This is a genomic window from Streptomyces sp. NPDC005494 (assembly GCF_042872025.1).
Classification (GTDB): Bacteria; Actinomycetota; Actinomycetes; order Streptomycetales; family Streptomycetaceae; genus Streptomyces.
Genome location: NZ_JBIAJR010000007.1, coordinates 205,951 through 229,521, shown reverse-complemented (window position 1 = coordinate 229,521; position 23,571 = coordinate 205,951). Strand labels below are relative to the sequence as shown.

The 23,571-nt window shown below is 70.6% G+C and carries 19 protein-coding genes and 1 riboswitch; of the genes, 12 read left to right on the top strand and 7 right to left on the bottom strand.

The features are described from left to right. Nucleotides 1-50 precede the first annotated feature (50 nt). The gene (locus ACFYQ6_RS21670; RefSeq protein WP_388764357.1) at nt 51-428 is read left to right on the top strand and encodes a hypothetical protein; all 378 of its coding nucleotides are present in this window, start codon (nt 51-53) and stop codon (nt 426-428) included. After that, nucleotides 425-4,804, top strand: a complete 4,380-nt coding sequence (locus ACFYQ6_RS21665; RefSeq protein WP_388764355.1) for a caspase family protein — start codon at nt 425-427, stop codon at nt 4,802-4,804. The genes ACFYQ6_RS21670 and ACFYQ6_RS21665 overlap by 4 nt, the downstream gene beginning before the upstream one ends. A gap of 4 nt (nt 4,805-4,808) precedes the next feature. Here the strand turns inward: ACFYQ6_RS21665 and ACFYQ6_RS21660 are convergent, their stop codons facing one another. Then, nucleotides 4,809-6,368: an SMI1/KNR4 family protein gene (locus ACFYQ6_RS21660; protein WP_388764353.1), complete on the bottom strand. Its 1,560-nt coding sequence runs from the start codon at nt 6,366-6,368 to the stop codon at nt 4,809-4,811. A 101-nt stretch (nt 6,369-6,469) separates the two neighbouring features. Next, nucleotides 6,470-6,823, bottom strand: a complete 354-nt coding sequence (locus tag ACFYQ6_RS21655; RefSeq protein WP_388764351.1) for a VOC family protein — start codon at nt 6,821-6,823, stop codon at nt 6,470-6,472. A gap of 200 nt (nt 6,824-7,023) precedes the next feature. On the opposite strand from ACFYQ6_RS21655, the gene ACFYQ6_RS21650 reads away from it, so the two are divergent. Beyond that, nucleotides 7,024-7,740 carry a DUF2470 domain-containing protein gene (locus tag ACFYQ6_RS21650; RefSeq protein WP_388764350.1) on the top strand — a complete coding sequence of 239 codons (717 nt, stop codon included), beginning with the start codon at nt 7,024-7,026 and terminating at the stop codon, nt 7,738-7,740. A 332-nt stretch (nt 7,741-8,072) separates the two neighbouring features. Here the strand turns inward: ACFYQ6_RS21650 and ACFYQ6_RS21645 are convergent, their stop codons facing one another. Both ACFYQ6_RS21645 and ACFYQ6_RS21640 read right to left on the bottom strand, forming a co-directional pair. Further along, nucleotides 8,073-8,594, bottom strand: coding sequence for an SMI1/KNR4 family protein (locus tag ACFYQ6_RS21645; protein WP_361580501.1), 522 nt, complete (start codon nt 8,592-8,594; stop codon nt 8,073-8,075). A gap of 202 nt (nt 8,595-8,796) precedes the next feature. After that, on the bottom strand, nt 8,797-8,874 hold the full coding sequence (locus ACFYQ6_RS21640; protein WP_374104540.1) for a 50S ribosomal protein bL37: 78 nt from the start codon (nt 8,872-8,874) through the stop codon (nt 8,797-8,799). A gap of 283 nt (nt 8,875-9,157) precedes the next feature. Further along, nucleotides 9,158-9,362: riboswitch (cobalamin riboswitch) on the top strand. Between the two features lie 29 nt (nt 9,363-9,391). Between ACFYQ6_RS21640 and ACFYQ6_RS21635 the strand changes: the two genes are divergently transcribed. The 6 genes from ACFYQ6_RS21635 (at nt 9,392) to ACFYQ6_RS21610 (ending at nt 15,130) form a co-directional block, all read left to right on the top strand. After that, nucleotides 9,392-10,099: an energy-coupling factor ABC transporter permease gene (locus ACFYQ6_RS21635; protein ID WP_361580503.1), complete on the top strand. Its 708-nt coding sequence runs from the start codon at nt 9,392-9,394 to the stop codon at nt 10,097-10,099. Continuing rightward, the gene (locus ACFYQ6_RS21630) at nt 10,099-10,467 is read left to right on the top strand and encodes an energy-coupling factor ABC transporter substrate-binding protein (protein WP_361580505.1); all 369 of its coding nucleotides are present in this window, start codon (nt 10,099-10,101) and stop codon (nt 10,465-10,467) included. The genes ACFYQ6_RS21635 and ACFYQ6_RS21630 overlap by 1 nt, the downstream gene beginning before the upstream one ends. A 6-nt stretch (nt 10,468-10,473) precedes the next feature. Further along, a complete protein-coding gene (gene cbiQ, locus ACFYQ6_RS21625; protein WP_361580507.1) occupies nt 10,474-11,223 on the top strand; it encodes a cobalt ECF transporter T component CbiQ in 750 nt (249 codons plus the stop codon). Further along, nucleotides 11,220-12,086, top strand: coding sequence for an energy-coupling factor ABC transporter ATP-binding protein (locus ACFYQ6_RS21620; protein WP_388764347.1), 867 nt, complete (start codon nt 11,220-11,222; stop codon nt 12,084-12,086). Before cbiQ ends, ACFYQ6_RS21620 begins: the two co-directional genes overlap by 4 nt. 380 nt (nt 12,087-12,466) lie before the next feature. Further along, the gene (locus ACFYQ6_RS21615; RefSeq protein ID WP_388764345.1) at nt 12,467-14,101 is read left to right on the top strand and encodes a phytoene desaturase family protein; all 1,635 of its coding nucleotides are present in this window, start codon (nt 12,467-12,469) and stop codon (nt 14,099-14,101) included. A 156-nt stretch (nt 14,102-14,257) separates the two neighbouring features. Further along, nucleotides 14,258-15,130 carry an SDR family oxidoreductase gene (locus ACFYQ6_RS21610; RefSeq protein ID WP_361580513.1) on the top strand — a complete coding sequence of 291 codons (873 nt, stop codon included), beginning with the start codon at nt 14,258-14,260 and terminating at the stop codon, nt 15,128-15,130. Nucleotides 15,131-15,262: 132 nt separating this feature from the next. Here ACFYQ6_RS21610 and ACFYQ6_RS21605 read toward each other — a convergent pair whose 3' ends face one another. The 3 genes from ACFYQ6_RS21605 to ACFYQ6_RS21595 all read right to left on the bottom strand — a co-directional run bounded on the left by ACFYQ6_RS21605 (nt 15,263) and on the right by ACFYQ6_RS21595 (nt 18,731). Next, the gene (locus tag ACFYQ6_RS21605) at nt 15,263-16,702 is read right to left on the bottom strand and encodes a gamma-aminobutyraldehyde dehydrogenase (RefSeq protein ID WP_388764343.1); all 1,440 of its coding nucleotides are present in this window, start codon (nt 16,700-16,702) and stop codon (nt 15,263-15,265) included. A gap of 16 nt (nt 16,703-16,718) precedes the next feature. Next, nucleotides 16,719-17,120, bottom strand: a complete 402-nt coding sequence (locus ACFYQ6_RS21600) for a nuclear transport factor 2 family protein (protein WP_361580517.1) — start codon at nt 17,118-17,120, stop codon at nt 16,719-16,721. Nucleotides 17,121-17,195: 75 nt separating this feature from the next. Beyond that, entirely contained in the window at nt 17,196-18,731 is a 1,536-nt protein-coding gene (locus tag ACFYQ6_RS21595) for a cytosine permease (protein ID WP_361580519.1), read from the bottom strand. A 103-nt stretch (nt 18,732-18,834) separates the two neighbouring features. On the opposite strand from ACFYQ6_RS21595, the gene ACFYQ6_RS21590 reads away from it, so the two are divergent. From ACFYQ6_RS21590 to ACFYQ6_RS21580, 3 genes are all read left to right on the top strand, one after another. Beyond that, nucleotides 18,835-20,286 (top strand): PucR family transcriptional regulator ligand-binding domain-containing protein, encoded by a 1,452-nt coding sequence (locus ACFYQ6_RS21590; protein WP_361580521.1) that lies wholly within the window; start codon nt 18,835-18,837, stop codon nt 20,284-20,286. A 456-nt stretch (nt 20,287-20,742) separates the two neighbouring features. Continuing rightward, nucleotides 20,743-22,155, top strand: a complete 1,413-nt coding sequence (locus tag ACFYQ6_RS21585; RefSeq protein ID WP_388764340.1) for a family 2B encapsulin nanocompartment shell protein — start codon at nt 20,743-20,745, stop codon at nt 22,153-22,155. Between the two features lie 107 nt (nt 22,156-22,262). Next, nucleotides 22,263-23,561 carry a family 2 encapsulin nanocompartment cargo protein terpene cyclase gene (locus ACFYQ6_RS21580; protein ID WP_388764339.1) on the top strand — a complete coding sequence of 433 codons (1,299 nt, stop codon included), beginning with the start codon at nt 22,263-22,265 and terminating at the stop codon, nt 23,559-23,561. Nucleotides 23,562-23,571 lie beyond the last annotated feature (10 nt).

The following is a 23,571-nucleotide window of genomic DNA, read 5'->3' as shown; positions in this document are numbered from 1 at the left end:
TTAAGCTCACGGCGTCTGTGGCACTTTCGCACGCATGGGGACGGTGGGGGATGAAGTTTCGCATTCCGGCGAACGGCGACGAGGAAGCGCTGGTCGATCTTCAGGAGTGGCTGGCCGCCGATCCCGGTACCGCCCAGGTGCAGGTCACCGCGGTCGGTGGCGACAGCGGCCCCACCATGAACGTGCTCGAAGCCATCGACGTGATCCTCGGCAACGCGGTCGACATCGCGAACTTCGCCCTTGCCTACGTGACCTGGCGCTCCATGAGGCGCGACGAAGCACCGGCGCGGAGCGACGGCGAGGAGACCGGTGGACAGCTCCTCGTGCACGGAAACGCCAGCGTCGACATCAGCCATCTCTCGTCCGAGGAACTGGCCGATCTGCTGCGCCGCCTGCACGAAACCCCCGCCGTGGGAGCCGGCGAATGACCTCCGCTCCCCGTCGGTCCAGGGCAGTCCTGTTCGGAGTCCACGAATTCGGCGAGCTGACGCAGCTCAGCGGTGTCCAGCACAACATTCCCGCGCTGCGTTCGCTACTCACCAGCGAGGACGTCGGCGGGCTGGCCGAGCAGGACTGCACGGTGGTGCCGCCCGACGGCACCCAGCAGCAGTTGCTCGACACCTTGCACGACGCGACCGAGGAGGCCACGGATCTCCTGTTGTTCTACTACGCGGGACACGGGCACTTCGGCGGCCGTGATCGCTCGTTCTTCCTCGCCACCCAGAACAGTAGTGGGCGGCGGCCGTACCACTCGGTGAAGTACAGCGACATCCGTGACCTCGTCGCGGGGTCGCGGGCGCAGCGGAAAGTGGTCGTCATCGACTGCTGCTTCAGCGGCCGGGCTCTGCCGATGTCGGACGAACACACCCCCACGCAGCTGGACATGGAAATCACTGGTGCCTGCGTCCTCACCTCGGCCGCGGACACGGAGCGATCGCTCTGTCTGCCCGAGGGCAGTGTCTTCACCCTCGAACTGACCGCCCTGCTCAGCGATGGGCTCAGGGGCGAGTTGACCGGCGGACGGCAGGGCGAGCACCTTCCAGACCTCACGATGACCGATGTCTTCAACGCCCTGAATGCCAGGCTGCACGGTCGGCAGGTCGAGGGCATCCGGGTCCCCCAGCCCAGGATGAGCACCCGCGATCTCGGCCACCAGATCGTGCTCGCCCGGAACCGCGCGTACACCAGCGCCCCGGAGGGCGGTGCCGGCGTCGGGGTCGAGGCGCAGACCGAGGACCACGAATGGGTGACCGCGGCGCGCGACCACCCGCTGTGGAACTACGTGGCCGACGAGCGTGGACTCTCCCTGCTGCGTGACACCGCCACCGCCCTCGCCGCGCGGGCCGCCGCCGCTTCGACGCGGGACAGTGCAGCCTGCGCCGGCGATCCCTGGTACTCCCTGTCGTACGCCGACCGGGTGGCCGAGTGGACCGACAGCCTGCTCCTCGACAGCAGCGCACGCCCGGAGGAGCTCGAGCTCTCCGCCGCCGAGGTTTTCCTCCTCGTCACCCACCCCTATCTGCACGCCGCCTTCTGGAAGTACAACGCGAGCCGTTACAGCGCTATCGCTCCGACCGATCTCACCGATGTGGAGAGCACGTCCCCGGGCCGGAGGAGTTACGAGGCCTTCCTGCGGGGTCAGCCCCGGTTGATGCGCCGCGCACTGCGGAACAGCGACGGCACCTCCTCCGACGCCATCGGCTGGTGGCTCTTCCACCGCTGGCTGGTACGGCAGGTCCGGCTCTACGAGCCCGCCTCGGTCGAGACCCTGCTGGACCACCTCGCGGTCCCGTTGGGAAAGCGGTCGCCGAGGGAGAAACGGCTCGTCGAGGATGTGCTGGAACCGCGGCTGCTGGCCCAACTCCTGCGCTCACCCCAGCTCCCCGGCAGGCCTGAGGAGGCTTCCGTCGGCCCCCGCAGTGTTGGGGTCGCGGAGACCGCTCAGCGGGTGCGCGTGCACCAGCTCGCCGAGCTGGTGCGTATCGCGCATCTCTTCGCCGTCGACCCGATTACCCTGTCCGACGTGGTCGTCGACCACATCGGCATCGGATACGCCGTAGATCTCCCAGGACTGCATGACACGCTGGCCGACGTCCGCTGGGAGTCGAGCGGGCGGACCAGGGTCCTCACCGCCACCTGCGGCCACCTCGCGGTCGACCTCGGGCTGCGCCAGCATGCGGCGGCTCTCGACACGCTGCTGGCCAGCATCGACATCAGCACAGGGGACGAGGAGCGGCCGGCACTGCTGCGCAATCTGCCGTTGCACGTCACCGCCGAGCGCGTGACGCCCGCCGTCGAGGAGAGCGGACGGCTGGCGTACGAGTCAACCGAACTGCGTTTCCGTCTCGCGGACGACCGCATCCAGGAACTGCTGATGGGCGAGGAGCTGTACGGAGATCCCGCCCTCGCGATACGTGAGTTGTACCAGAACGCCCTGGACGCCTGCCGGTACCGGGACGCGCGTACGCGCTACCTGCGGGCCACGGGATCGCAGGTGGCCGCGTACGAGGGGCACATCACCTTCCGTCAGGGAGTCGACGAGGCGGGCCACTACCTGGAGTGCCGTGACAACGGGATCGGGATGGGGGAGGTCGAGCTCAGAGATGTCTTCTCCCACGCCGGCATGCGCTTCGCGGACCTGCCGGAATACATCGAGGAGCGAGCTCGATGGCAGGAGCACGACATCGCCATGCACCCCAACAGCCAGTTCGGCGTGGGGGTTCTGAGCTACTTCATGCTGGCGGACGACATCACCGTCACGACCTGCCGCCTCACCCCTGACGGACTGCCGGGCGAACACCTGCGGGTCGAGATCGCCGGCCCCGGTTCCCTCTTCAGGATCCAGCGCCTGGAGCGCAGCACCGAGGCCTACACCAGCGTCCGCCTCAGGCTCCGGTCGCCGGAGGTCGGCTCCTGCGTCGACGTGCTGCGTCGCATCCTGTGGCTGTCCGACTTCGACGTCACGGCCGAGGACCACGAAGGCCAGTCGCTGACCTGGGAGGCGAACCGCCTGTGCGACGAAGCTCCCCTCGGCTCGGATGATCCTCACCTGCCCACCAGCGTGCGGGAGGAGGGCGTGGTCACGCTCGCCAGTTCGAATCCCACTGTCTGGTGGTGCAACACCGGCGGCGCCGTGCTCGCCGACGGCCTGTGGGCCGGCGAACACCGGTTCGGGGCGGTGGTGAACCTGTCGGGAAGCCACACACCGCGGCTCACCGTGGACCGGCGGAAGATCATCAACCCGGACGCGGTCGAGATCGAACGGTTGCTCCGCCAGGAGATCCCGGCCCTGCTCGCCGCGAAGGACGCCGTGTTCCGGCACGCCTGGCTCGCGGGGGTCCTGGAGGAGAGTCCTGCGCTCGCCGATGAGATCTTCGCCGAAGCGGTACGCATCGGCTTCGCTCCCTGGCGGATCGCGGGCCAGGAGGTGGACATCACCAGATCGGGATTCTTCGCGGAGGACGAACTTCTGCATTCCTTCGACGCCCGCGATCCCTGGTCAACCGCCCTGGACGACCCGCGCGTGGGCAGGTTCAGAGAAGAAGCCCTTGCGAACGCAGGCTACTTTCCGGGGCTCACCACAACGGCATCCTCACCAAAAGCGCTTCCCGTGCCCTCTGACATACGCCTCCTCATGCCCGAATGGCCGGGCCGCACCCAGATGTCCTGGGCCGGTTCGGTGTTCTCTCACACCTCGACGATCAGCATCGGACTCATCACACAGGCTGCTCGCGGGACGGGGTGCTCCGCCGAGGACGTCGCTTCTCGGCTGAAGGACCTCGGCCTGCCCGTCCCCACCGCCCCTCTCCCTCAGCTGGAGGACGGCGACCTTCGCATCATCGGCGAGATCTTCGGAGGAGGTCCAGCCCCCTGGATCGACACAGCCACCCCCGTCGACCCTGTGCGGATCATCCATACGGCACAGCGGACCGGTCACACCACTGCCCACGTCACGAGCCGCCTGAACGCACTCGGCTATCGCACTCTCGTCGATCCGATGCCGGTGGAGGACGAGGATGACATGCTCCTCCTCAGCCGTGATCTGGACGCCGCGGCCCCCTGGCTCGACCCGGAAACCACGGTCAGCGTCGCCCACATCACACAAGCGGTCACCAAGACGAAGCGGTCCGCCGAGCAGGTGAGCGCCCGGCTGGCCGAGTTCGGCTACCGCATCCCTGTCGTCCCGCTGCCGTCACTGGCAGCTGAAGACTTGCACCTCCTGAGTGAGAACGGGAACGGGGAGGCTCCCTGGCTGAGTCCCGACAGGACCATCAGTCCTGCCCAGATCATCCAGACCGCTGCTCAGGTGGGCAGTTCGACGGACCGTCTCGCCCAGCGTCTGTCCGCACTCGGCCTCCGCACACCCACCACTCCGCTACCCGAGGGAGAACCCGACGACTTGCGCATCATCAGCGTCAACTGCAACGGCCGATCACCGTGGCTGAACATCGACAGAGCCGTACCCCCGGGCCATATCGCCTTGGCCTCCTCCCTCACCGGGTGCACACCTGAGCACGTCGCCTCCCGACTCAGCCGGTTCGGCTACCTGCTTCCCGACACCAGCCTGCCGCCCCTCGAACCGGATGATTTGCGCATCATCAGCCGCGATCTCGACGCCGTGGCCCCTTGGCTCGATCACCACGAGCCGGTTCAGTTGTTTCACATCGCGCTGGCCGCCGACACCCTGAAGCTGACCCCTCACTCCGTCGCCACCAGGCTCCGAGAACTGGGCTTCAGGCTACCCAACTTCGTCACCCTGAGCCCCGAACCCCACGGCGAAAGGCCCGTTCGGGCCACCCGGTGACCCCTCAGAGCCTCCCCGCCGCACGCAACGCTCCGTCGGTGGGCAGGCCGAGACGGGCGGCCAGGGCGAGGGCGTCCTCGTAGGTGACGTCGGCGCCGGCCAGGCGGGCCGCTGCCAGCGCGGGCGGGACCTTGCCGTGGTCGAGGAGTACGGCCCACTGCTGCCGGTCGAGCGCGAGGTAGCGCAGGTCGGGGAGGTCAGCGAGGACGGTCAGGTCGGCGGCCTCGCATCCCGCGAGGTCGAGACCGCGCAGGTGGGGGACGGTGAGCAGCGGCGTGAGGTCGGCCGGGGCGGTGGTGTGCAGGTCGAGGGAGGAGAGGTGGGGGTGGCCCGCGAGCGGCGTGAGGTCGCCTCCGTGGAGAGTTACGCGCAGTGACTCGACCGGCAGGTCCCGCGCAGGCGTCAGATCGGCCGTCGCGGAGCGGTTGAGGTGCAGGCGGCGCAGGCGGGGTGCGGCGGTGAGCGGTGCCAGGTCGACCGGTGCGGTGGCGTCGTTGATGTGGATGGCCTGAAGGCTCGCCGGGACCTTGTCAGGTATCCGGCCGATGATCTGCCGGCCGCCCGAGTCCTCGCCGTCCCGGATGAGGGAGATGTGGTCGTCGTACGTCTCGTAGCTGCCCTGCTCCAGCAGTTCCAGTTGCTTCTGGAGCAGGGAGGTGAGGGAGTCCGCGACGTGGGCGGGGCCTTCGTCGTAGTCGCGGCCCGTGGCGATGACCTGGCCGGGGCGCCCGTCCCGGGCGGGATCCATGTCCACGGCGAGGTAGTTGCCGTCCTCGGAGGTGGCGAAACGGATCCAGTCGGGGTGGCCTCCGCAGCGGCGGACGGTGTCGGGAGGGGTCGCGTCGAAGACGACCGCGTTCCATTCGTTGTCCCAGCCGTACCAGGGGCGGTTCTGCCACTCCTGTTCTTCGGTGTACTCGGCGACCAGGCTCTCCAGTGACAGCCAGGCGTTGTTCTCGATCAGCCCGCAGTGCCGGTATCCGATACCGTCCCCGTCCGCCGTCAGATACAGCGCCCGCAGATCGGCGGGGAGCGGACGGCCGATGCGGCGCTCGGCGTCGTCGAGTTGGGCGACGGTGACGGGCGGCGGCAGTTCCTCCTGGTGCCCGAGGACGGTGGCCCGCCGCTCCAGGTACGTACGGAGCGTTGCGACGGCCAGGTCCGGGTCGCCGGCCGGGGGCGCCGTGCCCGGCTCCTGGTTCATGCCGGCCTGGGGCAGCCGGTAACCGGGGTCCAGTTCGATCTGGTAACCGCCGGCGGGCTCGAAGATGCGGCCGACCCTCTCCGTGAAGGTCACGAGGGTGTAGGTGCCGGTGTTCCGGCAGTCCATCTCCCATCTGATCCGATCCCAGCCGCGCTCGCCGCGTACGGCTTCCGCAAGTCGCGTCAGCACGGGGTGCAGAGCGGGAAGTCCTGGTGAGCAGCGCTTGCCGGGGACCGTGTAGCCGCCGGTCATTCCGCTGCCGCCACCGCCCGCGTGACCCGAGAGCAACGCCCTGGTCCAGCCGTCCGGCGCATGCGCCGTGATCTCCTCGGCCATGTGGCGGGCTGCCTGCTCAACCATGTCCTGGTGCTCCCTCGGTGTCGGCGACGAGGGTCATCCTGGCAGCAGCCACTGACACGGACGCGAACACCCGCGCCCCGGGGAGGAGCCGGCGTCACCGATCAGTAGAACTGGGTGATGCAGAATTCGTTCTCCTCGGGGTCGGCCATCACCAGGACAACTCCCTCGTCGTACTCGTGGCGTTCGCCGGTGAACCGGCCGCCGAGGGCGATGACTTGAGCCGTTCCCTGCTCGGCGTCGTCGACCACGACGTCCAGGTGCAGCCGCACCTTGCCCTGCTTCGCTTCGGGCACGGGCTGGAAGACCAGACGAGGCTGCGGGTCGCCCAGCTCGCCGAGATACACCCAGCCCGGCATCGACGGGCCCTTCGGCCGGTCCAGCAGCGCGCTCCAGAAGCGCGACACGCGTTCCACGTCGATGCAGTCGACCGTCACTCCGGCCCAGCGGTTCGCCACGATGCCCCCTCGTCCTGTGGGCAGGCGGCGGGACCGACGCCGCCCGTCATTCATGAGCCCGGCCGTCCCGGGCCGTGCCGCCCCGAAATTACTCACGGAAACAGCACCGCGCTACCCCCAGCCCGGAGAGATAAGTTAGGTTAGGCATACCTAAGCAATCGCCATGAGGTCTCCCCACCCCGCTCCCCTGGAGAACTTGGATGCGTCCTTTCAACTCCCGCGCCACGCTGCCGACTCCGGCCGAACGAGTGCTGTCCGTCCTGATGGCGGCCCACTCCATGACGGTCGTCAGTGACGGGCTCGACCCCATCGAGATCCACCGCCTCGACGGCACCGGCGCGATGGGCCACATCCACCTGCACGAACCCCAGGAGTCCGGCCAAACCCACGCCGGCCCCCGCATCCCGGTCCGGCTGGAGTTCACCGACATCGCCCCCACGCCCGTGCGGGACCGCATGCGCGCCCGTGTCACCGTCACCGGGCTGCTCGCGACCTGGTACAGCACGGAGACGACCCAGAGCACCTGCATGGAGTTCGGCCAGGCCGTTCTCGAGGACCACACGGGACGGACGTTCGTCACGCTGGACGGGTTGCAGGAGACCGAGCCGGACCCGATCGCCACCAGCGAGGCGGGGATGCTGACCCATCTCGTGGACGAGCACGGCGAACTCGTCCCGCTGCTTCTCCGCCTCGTGCAGCCGCTGCCGGAGAAAGGCGTCGTGCGCGTCGTGCGCGTCCTGCCGCTGGCCATGGACCGCTACGGAGTGACGCTGCGCCTCGAATACCCCGGCACCCACCGCGACGCACGCCTGCCATTCGCGAAGGCCGTGTCCCGCATCGACCAGGCAGGGCCCCAGATCCACGCCTTGCTGGCGGCCGCACGTCGCGCCTCCCACCGCAATCAGCTGCTGGCCTGATCGTCCGCCCGGCGGACCGGGAAGCGGCCGTCCGCACATGGCGGTGACTTCAGACCATCAGCCGCGAAGACGATCGGCTCCGGGGCCCGGCCGCTCAGTGGCGGTTGCACCCCGGCCCGGACTTCTTCATGTGGCTCTGAGCGTTCGACGACGAGTACTGCGACGAAGGGCCGGTCGCGACGTCCGCGCGTTGGTCGAGTTCTTCGCCTCGGTCATCGACCGGTGCAACGACCTGGTCTCGTGCCACAAGGGGCACCTGCGCAGTCATGAGGTTCGCCCGGTGGTGGACCCGGGTGAAGGACGGGGATGTGCCGGACCGACCGTGGCCGTTCTCAGGGCAGGAAGTCGTAGTACGGTCCGTCCGGCGCGAAGTTCCGGGAACACAACGTCACGTCGTTGCCCGCGAGATAGGCCAGCAGCCACTGGCCGAACGTCATCTCGTGGCAGGTCCAGGCCGGACTGTCGAACTCCTGGACCACGACCCGCCAGGGCGACGAGTCGGTCTCGGGAACGCGGAGGAAGACCGCCTCACCCGTCGTGGCTGTCGCCACCGGTATCAGTTCCCCGGGGTTCGACCCCACCGGACTCGGCAGGAACTCCGCCATGTCCTCCTCGCGCCACAGTTCGAGATTCTCCCTGATGAATCTCCCCAGGTCGTGCAGCAGGTGACTGGCGGGATGCTTCAGATACAGCTGCTTGTTGATCTCGATCGAGCCGTAGGCGTCGACGATCTCACGGAAGTCCGCCGGGAACTCCACACCGAACTCCCGCTGGAGTTCGGTCCACGGAGCCGGGTCCGGCCAGTTGAACCGAGGCTCGCCCAGCAGGGCCTGCACCTCCGGAAGCGTTGCCATCACGTGTTCCTTCCATGACGTCGAGCCGATGCCTGGCCGGGCCGGCCGCGGCACCTGAGTCAGTCTGCTCGGTGCACGGTTCCGCACGTGACCGACGCACACGGCCGGGCGCCTCCGCCGGACCGCGAGAGCTTCCTCGTCAGGGTCCGAGGAACGCGTCCGGGGGGCGGCGCATGCCACCCCCCGATGCGTCGGCGTGTCCTCAGGACTGCGGACGGCTGCCGTGGTTCGCGCCGTTCTTGCGGCGGGCCCTCTTCTTACGACGTCGCTTCGAGGACATCGATCCCTCCTCATCTGTTGCATTTTACGATCTATACACCGGATTGTCGGCTCCGGCGGCCACCGTGCCCCTTACCCATCAGCGGGGCGGCAAACACCCGGCGCCGACCCGTATGGGTGGTACACATCACAGTGCGTGACCACCCACGCGCGGATCGCGCGGGAGGACCATGCCGCACACGGTGCCTGCTGAAGCCACGCAGCGGTGCCTACGCGCCTGTCCGCAGCCTTGACCGAGTCGGTTCGCAACTGCCACCCGTTCGCAGGTACGGGCCGGGGCCGCTTGTCACCGTCCCCGGCCTGGCACTAGTGTCACCACGCCTTGGTGAACGGGAAATCGGTGTGATGCCGGTGCGGCCCTCGCCACTGTGATCGGGAAGTCCGGCTCCAGCCCTCACGGGCAGCCACTGGGTCCTCGGACCCGGGAAGGCGGAGCACGGGCGGTGTCACCCGTAAGCCAGGAGACCGGCCAAGGCATTTCAACCATCCACGAGGTGCTGGAGAGGGTCTGCTGAGCCATGCACATAGCCGAGGGTTTCCTCCCCCCGGCGCACGCGATCGCCTGGGGTGTCGCGTCCGCGCCGTTCGTCGTCCACGGAGTCCGCTCACTCACGCGTGAAGTCCGGGAACACCCCGAGAGCACGCTGCTCCTCGGCGCCGCCGGGGCCTTCACGTTCGTCCTGTCCGCCCTGAAACTGCCTTCGGTGACGGGCAGTTGCTCGCATCCCACCGGCACGGGGCTGGGTGCCATCCTGTTCCGCCCACCGATCATGGCGGTGCTCGGCACCATCACCCTGCTGTTCCAGGCCCTGTTGCTGGCCCACGGCGGCCTGACCACGCTCGGCGCCAACGTCTTCTCGATGGCGGTCGTCGGCCCCTGGGCCGGGTACGCGCTCTACAGGCTGCTGCGCCGCTTCGGCGTCCAGCTGATGGTCGCGGTGTTCTTCGCCGCGTTCGTCGCGGACCTGTCCACCTACTGCGTCACCAGCGTGCAGCTGGCGCTCGCCTTCCCCGACCCGGGCAGCGGATTCGTGGGCGCGCTCGGCAAGTTCGGTTCCATCTTCGCGATCACCCAGCTGCCGCTGGCGGTCAGCGAGGGGCTGCTCACCGTGCTGGTGATGCGTCTTCTGGTGCAGTCCAGCAAGGGCGAGCTGACCAGGCTCGGCATCTTCCTCACCGGCAAGGGTGACAAGGCCCGCAGGACCGAGACCGAGGCGGTGGCGTGATGACCAGGAACACGAAGATCAACGCTCTGCTGCTGCTCGTCGTGGCCGCGCTGGCGGTCCTGCCTCTGGCCCTCGGCCTCGGCGACGACGAGAAGGAGCCGTTCACGGGTGCCGACGCCCAGGCCGAGACGGCGATCACCGAGATCGACCCCGGCTACGAACCCTGGTTCTCCCCGCTCTACGAACCGCCGTCCGGTGAGATCGAGTCCGCGCTGTTCGCCCTCCAGGCCGCTCTGGGGGCCGGAGTCCTCGCCTACTACTTCGGTCTGCGGCGCGGCCGAAGGCAGGGCGAACTGCGCACCAGGGCAGAGCTCGACACGGCCCACGGCGCGAGCGGTGCCGGAGAGTCCACGGCCCGGGGGGCCTGAGGACACGTGCTGCCGATCGACGCGGCGGCGCACAGCAGTCGCTGGCGCCGCCGCCATCCCCTGGACAAGGCCGTGCTCGGTCTCGGACTCACCGTGCTGGCCGTATCGCTGCCGCCCTGGCCCGGCGCCGCGCTCGTCCTCGTGACCGCGCTCACCGCGCTCCTGGGCCCGGCAGGGGTGCCCGCCCGCCGGCTGTGGCGGGCGTACCGGGTGCCCCTGGGCTTCTGTGTCACCGGGGCGGCCACGCTCCTCGTGCAGGTCGGGGGCCCCGAGGGGTTCGTCTCACCGGCCGCCGGAGGGCCTGCCCGCGCCGGGGAGTTGCTGCTGCGGACCTCGGCCGCCTCTCTCGGCGTCCTGCTGTTCGCCTTCACCACACCGATGTCCGACCTGTTGCCCCGCCTCGTCCGGGCGGGCGTGCCCGCGCCCGTGGTGGACGTCGCCCTGGTGACGTACCGCATGAGTTTCCTGCTCCTCGACGCGGTGCGCCGGATACGGGAGGCCCAGGCGGCGCGGCTCGGGCACACCACCAGGGCCGCGGCCTGGCGGTCCCTGGCGGGGCTCGGGGCGACCGCGTTCGTCCGGGCCTTCGACCGCGCGGCGAAACTCCAGGCAGGGCTGGCCGGACGCGGATACGACGGCACCCTGCGTGTCCTGGTGCCCGAGGCTCGCGTCTCCCCCCGCTTCGTGGCCGTGAGTGTCGCCGTCCTCGCGGCGCTCTCCGTCCTGACCCTCGCACTGGAAAGGCCACTCTCATGAGCGATTCGGCACTGCTCGCCCTGAGGGGTGCGTCCTTCGCGTACGAGGACGGCCCGCCCGTGCTCAGCGGCCTCGACTTCGAGGCGCGCGAAGGCCGTGCGCTCGCCCTGCTCGGCCGCAACGGCAGCGGCAAGACCACCCTGATGCGGCTCCTCAGCGGCGGACTGCGCCCGCGCGAGGGCGGGTTGACGGTCGAGGGCCACCCGGTGACGTACGACCGCAAAGGGCTGACCCGGCTGCGCACGACGGTGCAGCTGGTGGTGCAGGACCCGGACGACCAGTTGTTCGCCGCTTCCGTGTCCCAGGACGTGTCGTTCGGGCCGCTGAACCTGGGCCTGCCGGACAGGCAGGTGCGGGACAGGGTGGCCGAGGCGCTCGCCGCCCTCGACATCACCGCCCTGGCCGACCGGCCCACCCATCTCCTCTCCTACGGACAGCGCAAGAGGACCGCCATCGCGGGGGCGGTGGCGATGCGGCCCCGCGTGCTGATCCTCGACGAGCCGACCGCCGGGCTCGACCCCGACGGCCAGGAACGGCTGCTCGCCACGCTCGGCACCCTCCGCGAGAGCGGCACCACCGTGGTGATGGCGACCCACGACGTCGATCTCGCACTGCGCTGGGCCGACGACTGCGCGGTCCTCACCTCGGCCGGTGTCCGCTCCGGGCCCGCGCCCACGGTGCTGGGTCGCGCGGATCTGCTGCGGGAGGCGGGCCTGCGGCTGCCATGGGGCATCGCCACCGCTCAGCTGCTGCGCTCCCACGGGCTGCTGGACGCCACGGCGCCCGGCCCCCGGACCCCGGAGGAGCTCGCCGCGGCCTACGTCTCCCCCGCCGCCGTCGAGCGGACGCCGGCTGACGGGTGACGGGTGACCGCTGTCGGGTGGCGGGCGGTGGCTGGCAGGCGGCGGGTGGCGGGCGGCGGGTGACCGCCACGTCGGCCGCTCGCGAGCGACGGCTGATGTCTGACCCTCACCGGTGACGGCTGACGGCTGACGGCTGACGGCTGACGGCTGACGGCTGACGGGCGAGGCATGACAGACGTCGTCGCCGGATCACGCGCGCGGCTTGTGCCGGGCGGCGCGACCGCCCGATACGGGTTGTAATTGCGGGTGGGGAAGCCGGCCCTCCGGCAGCGCAGCACACGGAAGAACCTCCGGCAGACGACGTGAGGAGAACCCATGGCCGCCCGTCACCACCTCGTCCCGCCGTGCGGGCGCCGTCCCACCGGCCGAGGGGAGGCGCCGTGCCCGACGCCGTGGTGATCGGAAGCGGCCCCAACGGTCTGGTCGCGGCCAATGTGCTCGCCGATGCCGGATGGACCGTGGAGGTCCTGGAAGCACAGGACGAACCGGGCGGCGCGGTGCGCAGCGACCGCGGGGTCCATCCCGAGTACGTCAACGACCTGTTCAGCTCGTTCTATCCGCTGGCCGCGGCGTCTCCGGTGCTGTCCGGGCTGGATCTGCACCGGGAGGGGCTCCGCTGGAGCCACGCTCCCCATGTGCTCGCGCACCCGTTGCCCGACGGCCGCTGTGCCGTGCTGGACCGTGCCCGGGGGGTGACCGCCGAAGGACTCGACGGCTTCGCGCCCGGCGACGGGGAGAACTGGCTCGAGCTCTGCCGCATCTGGGACAGGCTGGGGGACGACATCGTCCGCGCCCTGTTCTCGCCTTTTCCGCCGGTCCTCGCGGGAGGCAAGCTGGCGGCGCGGCTGAGGGCGGCGGGCGGACTGAGGCTCGCCCGCAGTCTGATCCTCCCGGTGCGCAGGTTCGGCGAGGAGGAGTTCACCGGGGAGGGAGGGCGGCTGCTGCTGGCCGGCAACGCCCTGCACGCCGACCTGGCTCCCGAGGCCGCCGGCAGCGGTGGCTACGGCTGGCTGATGTCCATGCTCGGCCAGGCTCACGGTTTTCCCGTACCGGCCGGCGGGGCAGGGGCCCTCACCTCGGCTCTCGTACGGCGGCTGCGGGGACGCGGGGGGACCGTACGGTGCGGGCAGCCGGTGACGGAGGTCGTCGTACGGCGGGGCCGTGCCGTGGGTGTCCGCACGGGGCCCGGGGACGCGGTGCCCGCGCGCAGAGCGGTGCTGGCCGACGTGTCGGCCCCCTGCCTGTACGGGTCGCTGGTCGCGCCCGAACATCTGCCGCCCGGGCTCATCGACGACATGCGGCGTTTCCAGTGGGACTTCGCCACGTTCAAGGTCGACTGGGCGCTGAACGGGCCGGTCCCGTGGAACGCGCGGGCGGCCGCCTCCGCCGGCACCGTTCATCTGGCCGACGGGGTGGACGACCTGACACGTTTCGCCGCGCAGATCGCCCGGGGACTGATCCCCGACCGGCCGTTCCTCCTGGTGGGGCAGATGACCACCTCGGACCCGACGCGCTCACCGCTGGGCACGGAGTCGGCGTGGGCCTACACGCACGTGCCGCACCGGGTGAAGGGCGATGCAGGTCCGGACGGTCTGTCGGGCGGGTGGGACGCCGGGGAGTGCGAGACGATGGCGGACCGGGTGGAAGAGCTGGTGGAGCGTTACGCACCGGGCTTCCGCAGCCGTGTCCGCGCCCGGCGCATCCTGGCGCCGCCCGCGCTGGAGGCGGCGGACGGCAACCTTCGTAACGGTGCGATCAACGGGGGCACTGCCTCGCTGCACCAGCAGCTGGTGTTCCGGCCGGTGCCCGGCACGGGCCGTCCCGAGACCCCGCTGAAAGGGCTGTATCTGGCCTCCGCCTCGGCGCATCCGGGCGGTGGCGTGCACGGTGCGCCCGGCGCCAACGCGGCCCGTGCGGCGATCCGGTCCACGCGCGGCACCACTGCGGCGCTGACCGGCGCCCAGCGGCTGCTCAACCGTCGGGGCCGCGGCGGTTCGAGCGCCTCGGGCACATGAGGTCCGCCCGGGACGCACCGGGCGCCGGTCACCCGAGCGCCCCGCCCCGCAGGCGCAGGACCCGACGGGCCGGAAACATGTGCGCCGACGGGGGTCCGGCACGGGTTCCGGTCGTTCCTGCCTCTGACCGATCCGACGACTTCCCAGGGAGTTCCGGTGGGCGCTGACAAGCACGTTCTGCGAGACCGCACCGTCGTGGTGACCGGCGCCGCCCGAGGGGTGGGGGCAGCGGTCGCCGGACGGCTGGCCGAGCGTGGTGCCCGCGTCGCACTGCTCGGGCTGGAGGAGGAGGCGCTCGCCGAGGTGGCCGCCGGCCTTCCGACCGAGGCGCATTACTGGCACGTGGACGTGACGGACGACGCGGCGATGCGGGACGTCGCGTCGGCGGTACGCCGCCGGCTCGGCCCCGCCTCGGTCGTGGTGGCCAACGCGGGGGTGGCCGACGGCGGTCCCTTCGCCGACTCCGACCCGGCCATCTGGCGCCGCGTGATCGAGGTCAACCTGATCGGCAGCGCCGTGACCGCGCGGACGTTCCTTCCCCATCTGCTCGACACCCATGGCTACTACCTGCAGATCGCTTCTCTGGCCTCGATCGGTGCGGCGCCGATGATGAGTGCGTACTGCGCGTCCAAGGCCGGGGTGGAGTTCTTCGCGCACTCCCTGCGCGCCGAGCTGGCCCCCAGTGGGGTGGGTGTGGGAACGGCGTACCTGAACTGGACCGACACGGACATGATCCGCGACGCCGATCGCTACGCGGTACTGCGTGAGCTGCGGGCCCACATGCCCCCGCCGGCACGGAAGGTGTATCCCGTGGGGCAGGTGGCCGACGTGCTGGTCGGCGCTGTCGAGCGACGCGCGCCCACCGTGTACGTCCCCGGATGGCTGCGCGGGGTGCAGGCCGTACGGGCTCTCCTGCCGGGCCTGGTCGCCCGGGTGTCCCGGCAGGAGCTGATGCGCTCGGAGTTCACCTCGACCGGCCTCCTGGGCGCGGGCGGTCGGGCGGCCGCGGCCTCGGGCCGGGACACCTGAGCGGGCGACGCCGCCGCGCCGGGCGTCCGGGCGGCCCGTCGGCCCGCCCTGCCCGTCGCCCCGCCCGGTCCGTGCCGGGCGGGGCGACGGGAGCCGTCGGGTTCCCGGAGGTCGGAGCGACGTCCCCGGAGGTCAGAGCGACGTCATGACGTGCTTGATCCGGGTGTAGTCCTCGAAGCCGTACGCGGAGAGGTCCTTGCCGTAGCCGGACTTCTTGAACCCGCCGTGCGGCATCTCGGCGACCAGGGCCATGTGGGTGTTGATCCACACACAGCCGAAGTCCAGGTCCCTGGACATCCGCATCGCGCGTGCGTGGTCCTTGGTCCACACCGAGGAGGCCAGGGCGTACTCCACGCCGTTGGCGTACTCCACGGCCTGGGCCTCGTCGGTGAACGACTGGACGGTCATGACCGGTCCGAAGACCTCGTTCTGGACGATCTCGTCGTCCTGGCGCAGGCCGGAGACGACGGTCGGGGCGTAGAAGTAGCCCTCCTCGCCGACCCGGTGGCCGCCCGCCTCGATTCTGGCGTGCTCCGGCAGACGCTCGACGAAGCCGCTGACCTGCGCGAGCTGGCCGGCGTTGTTGAGCGGGCCGTACAGCGCGTCCTCGTCGTCCGGCAGGCCGGTCTTCGTGTCCGCCGCCGCCTTCGCGAGCGCGGCGACGAACTCGTCGTGGACCGACTCCTGGACGAGGACGCGGGTCGCGGCCGTGCAGTCCTGACCGGCGTTGAAGAAGCCGCCGACCACCAGGTCCTCGACCGCCTTCGTGAGGTCGGCGTCCTCGAAGATCACCGCGGGCGCCTTGCCGCCGAGTTCCAGGTGGACCCGCTTGACGTCCTTGGAGGCGCTCTGGGCGACCTGGATGCCGGCGCGTACGGAGCCGGTGATGGAGGCCATGGCCGGGGTCGGGTGCTCGACCATCAGGCGGCCGGTGTCACGGTCGCCGCAGACCACGTTGAAGATGCCCCGGGGCAGCTCCAGCTCCGCGAGGACACCGCCGATGATCTCCGCGATCAGCACGGTGGAGGCCGGGGTGGTGTCCGAGGGCTTGAGGACGACCGCGTTGCCCGCCGCGAGCGCCGGAGCGAACTTCCACACCGCCATCAGCAGGGGGTAGTTCCAGGGCGCGACCTGGGCACACACGCCGACCGGCTCGCGCCGGACGATCGACGTGAGGCCCTCCGTGTACTCGCCGGCCGAGCGGCCTTCGAGCATCCTGGCCGCGCCCGCGAAGAAGCGCACCTGGTCGACGGCCGGGGTGAGTTCCTCGCTGAGGGTGAGGTGGAGCGGCTTGCCGGTGTCCCGGCTCTCCGCGGCGACCAGCTCGTCCGCGCGGGCCTCCATCGCGTCGGCGATCTTCAGCAGCGCGCGCTGGCGGACGGACGGCGTGGTGTCGCGCCAGACCGGGAAGGCGGCAGCGGCGGCGGCCATGGCCGCGTCGACGTCCGCCGCGCCCGAGAGCGGGGAAGTCGCGTAGACGGCACCGGTGGTGGGGTCCACCACGTCGAGGGTGCGGCCGTCCGAGGCGTCGACGAACGCACCGTCGATGTAGTTGCGGAACGTGGTGCTCATGGAACGTCTCTCCAGGTCAGGCGGTGGTGCGGGCGGAAAGGTGCTCGTGGACGGCGGTCCAGCCGCCGTCCTCGGCGCGGGCGAAGACGATGGTCTCCCGCTCGTGGACCGTCTCCTCGCCCGCGTTCGTCGCGACCCGTGTCTCCACGTCGTGACTGAAGACGGCCGTGTCGCCGTAGGGCTGGATCAGCTGCGCGGACGAGGTGCAGCCGAGGACGCGGAAGCCGTCCTGGTCCACCCACCGCTGCCAGAGGGCGCGGTACTCCTGCGTGGAGCCGAGGCGCTCGGGGGTGGTGTGGAAGACGAAGGTGGCGTCCGGGGCGAAGGCGCCGAAGTAGTCGTCGAGGCGGCCTTCGGAGAAGGCGGCGACGAGGGCGCCCGCGGCGGCCCGGACCTCCTGGACGGTGGTGGTGCTCATGATCAGCTCCTGGACAGGGACGGTCCGGCGTCCGGCGCCGGGCCGCCCCGTGTCGCGGTCGGGGGTGGGCGCGGCTCAGTGGGCCGCGGCGGGCTCGGTGGCGCTTTCCTCGGTGCCGCCGGTGATCGGAGGCACCGGCGAGTCCGAGGCCCGGACGAAGCGGGGTCCGTCCGGGCCGTAGACGGCGCGCGGCTCGGGGAACACGGCGAGCAGGGTCAGGTAGAGGACGGCCGCGAGGGCGAGGCCGACGGGCAGCGAGATGTCCGCACCGTCGGCGAGGTCACCGAGCGGGCCGACGAACTGGCCCGGCAGGTTGGTGAAGAGGAGTGCCACGGAGGCCGAGACGAGCCAGGTGGTCATGCCACGCCAGTTCCAGCCGTGCGTGAACCAGTAGCGGCCACCGCGCTGGCGCCGGTTGAAGACCTGGAGCGCCTCGGCGTCGTACCAGCCGCGCCGAGTGACGTAGCCCAGGGCCATCACGATCATCCACGGCGCGGTGCAGGTGATGATCAGCGTCGCGAAGGTGGAGATGGACTGCGCGAGGTTGAGCGCGAAGCGGCCGACGAAGATGAACGCGATGGAGAGTACGCCGATGAAGAAGGTGGCCTGGACCCGGCTGAAGCGGGTGAAGACGCTGGAGAAGTCGAGGCCCGTGCCGTACAGCGCCGTGGTGCCGGTGGAGAGGCCCCCGATCAGGGCGATCAGGCAGAGCGGCAGGAAGTACCAGCCGGGCGAGATGGCCAGCAGCCCGCCCACGTAGTTCGGGGCGGCCGGGTCGACGTACTTCGCGGCCTGGGACGCGATGACCGACGCGGTGCAGAGGCCGAAGAGGAACGGCAGCAGGGTGGCGATCTGGGCGAGGAAGGCTGCCCCCATCACCCTGCGGCGCGGGGACCCGGCGGGGATGTAGCGGGACCAGTCGCCGAGGAAGGCCCCGAAGGAGACCGGGTTGGAGAGCACGATCAGTGCCGCGCCGATGAACGAGGGCCAGAACAGCGGATCGTCCGTCGAGGCGAAGGCTCCCGCGTATCCCGGGTCGAAGTCGCCGGCGAAGGCGAACGCGCCGAGCACGAAGAGGGCGGACGCCGCGAGCACCGCGATCTTGTTGACCAGCAGCATGAAGCGGAAACCGTAGATGCAGACGATCAGTACGAGGACGGCGAAGACCGCGTACGCGATGCCGTAGCTGAGATCCGACTCCGGAACGTCCACGAGCCGGTGCGCGCCGCCTACGAGGGCGTCGCCCGAGGACCACACCGAGATCGAGAAGAACGCGATGGCGGTGAGCAGGGAGAGGAAGGAACCGACCACCCGGCCGTGCACACCCAGGTGCGCGGAGGAGGAGACGGCGTTGTTGGTGCCGTTGGCCGGTCCGAACAGCGCCATCGGCGCCAGCAGCAGCGCACCCGCCACGAGCCCGAGGAGGGTGGCCGCGAGGCCCTGCCAGAAGGAGAGCCCGAAGAGGATCGGGAACGCGCCCAGCACACAGGTCGCGAAGGTGTTGGCACCGCCGAAGGCGAGCCGGAACAGATCGATCGGGCGGGCCGTGCGGTCCTCGTCCGGGATCCGCTCGACACCATGTGTCTCGATTTCGGTGATCGAGGTCGTCACGGACGCTCCACCTTCCGTTCATGCGTTGGGGCGTTCCAGCAGTCTGTGGCCCCCGGATGATCAGCGACAACTGTGTCCACCACAAAGATGTAGGCTCCGCCATGTGGCTGGAAACAAACTGACCGTCGAGGATCTCCTCTCCTTCCCGGCCCTCCAGCTCTCGGTGAAGGCCGGCAGCCGCGGCCTGGGCCGGTCCGTGTCCTGGGCGCACGCCAGCGAACTGGCCGATCCCACACCCTGGCTGCTGGGTGCCGAGGTGATCATGACGACGGGTCTGGCGGTGCCTCGTGGTGCTGCCGGACAGCGCTCCTACCTGGAGCGGCTGGACGACGCGGGCGTCTCCGCTCTCGCACTGTCGGCTCAGCTGCACATGCCGCCGCTGCACGACGCGTTCTTCGAGGCCGCCGAGGAACGGGGCTTCCCGGTCCTCGAGGTACCGCTCGCCGTGCCGTTCATCGCGGTCTCGCAGGAGGTGGCCGCCTCCGTCCAGGAGGACGCCCGCCACCGGCTCGGCGCGCAGCTCCAGGTCTTCGGATCCCTGCGCTGGCTGGTCGCCGAGGATCTCGACACCCCGGCACTGCTGCGCAGGCTCGAAGGCCTGTCGGGCTACGACGTCCACCTCTGCACACCGCAGGGCCGCCCGCTCCTGCCGGGCGTACCCACCCCGGACCCCGGCGTCCTGCCCGCTTCGGTCGACGCCCCACCGACGGTGCCGGGCGGCTTCGTTCTCCCGGTGCCCGCGCCCGGCGGACCGGCGGGATTCCTCGTGGCGTACGAACGTCAGGGCGCCCAGCCCGCCGGACTCGCCGTCGTCCAGCACATCGCCACCGTGGCGGCGCTGCGGCTGGCGATGGTGCGCAACGAGCGGGAGGTGCTGCGCCGCGAGGGCGCGGAGACGCTGGCCGAGCTGCTCCAGGAGGTGCTCGACCCGGAGGCGGCCCGCCGCCGTCTCGCCCGGCACGCGATCGCGGACGACGCCGCGCTCCTCGTCGTCCGCAACACCACGGACGAGGCGCTGCTGAGCTGCCTGGAGGACCATCCCCATCTGCTGCTCACCCGGGGCGAGGACCGCTATGTCCTGGGGGCCCCGGAGCTGGCGACGGCCGTCGGTGAGGTGCCGGGGGTGGCGGCCGGGATGAGCCGCCCCTTCTCGCCGGGCGTCGCACTGAAGATCGCCGAGCGGGAGGCGCTCTGGGCCGTCTCGAAGGCGGTGGAGTCGGGCCGGGCCCTCGTCCGGTACGGCGACGACGCGACGGGCCGGTGGCTGCCCGACGACCCGGCGGTCCTGACCGCACTGGTCGAGCACGTCCTCGGCGAGGTCCTGCGGTACGACGAGGCCCACGACTCCCGCCTGCTGGTCTCCGCCCGCACCTGGATGGAGCGCGACCGCCGCACGGAGACGGCCGCAGCCGCGCTCCACATCCACCCGAACACCCTCGCCTACCGGCTGCGCCGCTTCGGCACCCTCGCCGACCGCGACCTGACGTCGACGAGCGCCCTTGCCGAGGTCTGGCTGGCGATCCAGGCGGCGGGCGCACTGGGGCTCACGGACTGACCTGGGCTCCCCCGGACGCCGGGGCAGGGGCGGGGCGACCCGGCCGCGTGGAGCCGGGGCGACGTGGGACCGGGGCCGCGTGAAGCAGGCTCCCGGGGTGAATCCGGGGCCCCGTGCGGCCAGGTCACGCGCGACCGGCTCCCGGGATGGCACCACTGCGTGACCATCGCGAACCAGGGTGCTTCGGGGGGCGCTTCGCGGGCGCTCAGGACGGCTCTGATCGCGAAGGACGAGCTCACCCACCGCTGAATCCAGCCGCTACCGGGACAAACATCAGGCGGACGCGATCATCGTATCGAGTTAATGTCGGCAACTTTCCTTGGTGCGGGGGCGGAAGGGGCCATTAGTGTTCACCTGGATCTGGACGGGTTCCCCTCCAGATGCCCCCTATCCCTCCCTTTGCCCGAGGGTGCCCATGTTCGCGTGTCACCGCCCTGACCAAGGAGAGCGTGCCCGATGACTGTTGGCTCGACCCCGGAAGTGCGACCGGAGCCGCCCCGCCAATCCAGCCTGAGCACGACGGCTGCCCGCAAGCTCGCCCACACGGCCAAGTCCGCCCCGCAGATGCAGGAGATCACCTCCCGCTGGCTGCTGCGCATGCTCCCCTGGGTGGAGACCCAGGGCGGGGCCTACCGGGTGAACCGTCGGCTGACCTACACCGTCGGCGACGGGACCGTCGACTTCGTCCAGGACGGCGCCCATGTCCGGGTGATCCCCCGTGAGCTCGGTGAACTGGCCCTGCTGCGCGGCTTCGACGACGTGGAGGTGCTGACCGCACTCGCCGACCGGTGCGTGCAACGCGACTTCCGCGCCGGGGAGACACTGGTCGAGCGCGGGGCGTCCGCGGACAAGCTCCACCTGATCGCCCATGGACGCATCAGCCGTACCTCCGTGGGGAGTTACGGTGACGAGGTCGCCCTGGACGTGATCGCCGACGGGGACCGGTTCGGGGAGAACGCCCTGCTGGACGAGGACGCCCGGTGGGACCACACCGCCACCGCCGAGACCTCGGGCACACTGCTCACCCTGTCACGGCCCGACTTCGTGGCCGTGCTCTCCACGGCTCCGACCCTCCGGGCCCACGTCGACGAGTTCTCCTCGCTCTCCCAGCAGCGGCAGAACCACCGCGGCGAGGCGGAGATCGCGATGTCCGCCGGCCACCTGGGCGAGCACCAACTGCCGGGCGCCTTCGTCGACTACGAACTGAAGCCGCGGGAGTACGAACTCTCCGTCGCCCAGACCATTCTGCGGGTGCACACGCGGGTCGCCGACCTCTACAACGGGCCGATGGACCAGACCAAGGAGCAGCTCAGGCTCACGATCGAGGCGCTGCGCGAGCGCCAGGAGCACGAGCTGATCAACAACCGGGAGTTCGGCCTGCTCCACAACGCCGACTTCAAGCAGCGCATCCAGACGCACTCCGGTCCGCCGACGCCGGACGACATGGACGAACTGCTCTGCCGGCGCCGCGGCACCAAGTTCTTCCTCGCGCATCCCCGGACGATCGCGGCGATCGGACGTGGCTTCAACGCGCGCGGGGTCTACCCGGACCATGTCGACCTGGGCGGCCAGCAGGTCCCGGCCTGGCGCGGGGTCCCGATCCTCCCCTGCAGCAAGATCCCCGTCACGAAGGAGAAGACCAGCTCGATCCTCGCCATGCGTACGGGCGAGGAGAACCAGGGCGTCATCGGTCTGCGCCAGACCGGGCTGCCGGACGAGTACGAACCGGGGCTGTCCGTCCGTTTCATGGGCCTGGACGAGAAGGCGATCACGTCTTACCTCGTCAGCACCTACTACTCCGCCGCCATCCTCGTGCCGGACGCGGTCGGCGTGCTGGAGAACGTACAGATCGCCCACTGGCCCAGGTAACGGGCCCGGCCCGAAGGACCCGATGCGACACCCCGAAGCCTTCCGGGGCGGTCGCGCACGCCCCGGAAGGGCTTCGGGACAGTCGCCACCCCACCAAGGAGTCATGGATGCCCGAGCCTGAGCTGCCGCCGCCACAGTCGAGCCTGCCGGAGGCCGTCTCGCACGTACTGGCTTCCGCCGCGGCCCGCGCCCTCGATCTCGGGGCCGCCACCGGCGGCCTGCCCCGCACGCCTTCCTTGCCGGCCCCGCCCGCGCAGTCCGCACCCGCCCCGCCTCCCCTCGCCGTTCCGGCAGTCGAGGCGGCAGCGCCGGGCCCCGGCCTGGAACGGATCCTGCGTGGCCCCAGCGGCCTGGGCACGGCGGGCCTGCGCCTGATCCTGCGGGAGGAGCCTTCGGCGTCTCCGGCCCCGTCGGCGGACCCTGCGGGAGGCCGGCCGGTTCCGGGGCTGTACCACCACCCCGTGCCCGAGCCCGACCCGGTGCGGGTCGAGGAGGTCAGCCGAAGGATCAAGGCCTGGGCGCTGGACGAGGTGTCCCTGTACCCCGAGGACTGGGAGGAGCAGTTCGACGGCTTCTCCGTGGGCCGGTACATGGTCGCCTGTCATCCTGACGCGCCCACCGTCGACCACCTGATGCTCGCCACACGCCTCATGGTCGCCGAGAACGCGGTGGACGACTGTTACTGCGAGGACCACGGGGGCTCACCCGTCGGCCTGGGCGAACGCCTTCTGCTGGCGCACACCGCCCTCGACCCCCTGCACACCACGGAGGAGTACCAGCCCGCATGGGCGAAGTCCCTCCACGCGGACGCGCCCCGGCGCGCCTACCGCTCCGCCATGGAGTACTTCGTCGGGGCCGCCGGCCCATCCCAGGCGGACCGGCTCCGGCACGACATGGCCCGGCTGCACATGGGGTATCTCGCCGAAGCGGCCTGGGCGCAGCTGGACCACGTCCCTGAGGTGTGGGAGTACCTGGCGATGCGCCAGTTCAACAACTTCCGCCCCTGCCCGACCATCACCGACACGGTCGGCGGCTACGAGCTGCCGGCGGACCTGCACGCCCGGCCGGCCATGCAGGAGGTCATCGCCCTCGCGGGAAACGCGACGACGATCGTCAACGACCTGTACTCGTACACCAAGGAACTCGACTCGCCCGGGCAGCACCTGAACCTGCCCGTGGTGATCGCGGAACGGGAGGGCCTCTCCGACCGGGAGGCCTACCTGAAGTCGGTCGAGGTCCACAACGACCTCATGCACGCGTTCGAAAGGAAAGCCTCCGCCTTGGCCGAGGCGTGCCCCGTCCCGAGTGTGCAGCGCTTCCTCAGGGGCGTGACCGCGTGGGTCGACGGCAACCACCACTGGCACCGGTCCAACACCTATCGCTACAGCCTTCCCGATTTCTGGTAAGAGAATGGAT